Origin of the sequence: Enterobacter sp. 296B2, from assembly GCF_034106185.1 — a bacterium.
In the GTDB taxonomy this organism is placed as follows: domain Bacteria; phylum Pseudomonadota; class Gammaproteobacteria; order Enterobacterales; family Enterobacteriaceae; genus Enterobacter; species Enterobacter cloacae_N.
Window position 1 is genome coordinate 1 of sequence record NZ_JAWNCA010000077.1, and the last position, 1,047, is coordinate 1,047.

Consider the following 1,047-nt stretch of genomic DNA (forward strand, 5'->3'; position numbering starts at 1 on the left):
AACGCGAAGCTCTTGATCGAAGCCCCGGTAAACGGCGGCCGTAACTATAACGGTCCTAAGGTAGCGAAATTCCTTGTCGGGTAAGTTCCGACCTGCACGAATGGCGTAATGATGGCCAGGCTGTCTCCACCCGAGACTCAGTGAAATTGAACTCGCTGTGAAGATGCAGTGTACCCGCGGCAAGACGGAAAGACCCCGTGAACCTTTACTATAGCTTGACACTGAACACTGGTCCTTGATGTGTAGGATAGGTGGGAGGCTTTGAAGCGTGGACGCCAGTCTGCGTGGAGCCGTCCTTGAAATACCACCCTTTAATGGCTGGTGTTCTAACGTGGACCCGTAATCCGGGTTGCGGACAGTGTCTGGTGGGTAGTTTGACTGGGGCGGTCTCCTCCCAAAGAGTAACGGAGGAGCACGAAGGTTAGCTAATCCTGGTCGGACATCAGGAGGTTAGTGCAATGGCATAAGCTAGCTTGACTGCGAGAGTGACGGCTCGAGCAGGTGCGAAAGCAGGTCATAGTGATCCGGTGGTTCTGAATGGAAGGGCCATCGCTCAACGGATAAAAGGTACTCCGGGGATAACAGGCTGATACCGCCCAAGAGTTCATATCGACGGCGGTGTTTGGCACCTCGATGTCGGCTCATCACATCCTGGGGCTGAAGTAGGTCCCAAGGGTATGGCTGTTCGCCATTTAAAGTGGTACGCGAGCTGGGTTTAGAACGTCGTGAGACAGTTCGGTCCCTATCTGCCGTGGGCGCTGGAGAATTGAGGGGGGCTGCTCCTAGTACGAGAGGACCGGAGTGGACGCATCACTGGTGTTCGGGTTGTCATGCCAATGGCACTGCCCGGTAGCTAAATGCGGAAGAGATAAGTGCTGAAAGCATCTAAGCACGAAACTTGCCCCGAGATGAGTTCTCCCTGAGACTTTAAGTCTCCTGAAGGAACGTTGAAGACGACGACGTTGATAGGTCGGGTGTGTAAGCGCAGCGATGCGTTGAGCTAACCGATACTAATGAACCGTGAGGCTTAACCTTACAACGCCGAAG

At 54.0% G+C, this 1,047-nt stretch carries 1 rRNA gene; it reads left to right on the forward strand.

The window, feature by feature from the left end:
- Positions 1 to 1,035, forward strand: a 23S ribosomal RNA gene (locus URZ40_RS23120); the annotation flags it as partial.
- Positions 1,036 to 1,047 lie beyond the last annotated feature (12 nt).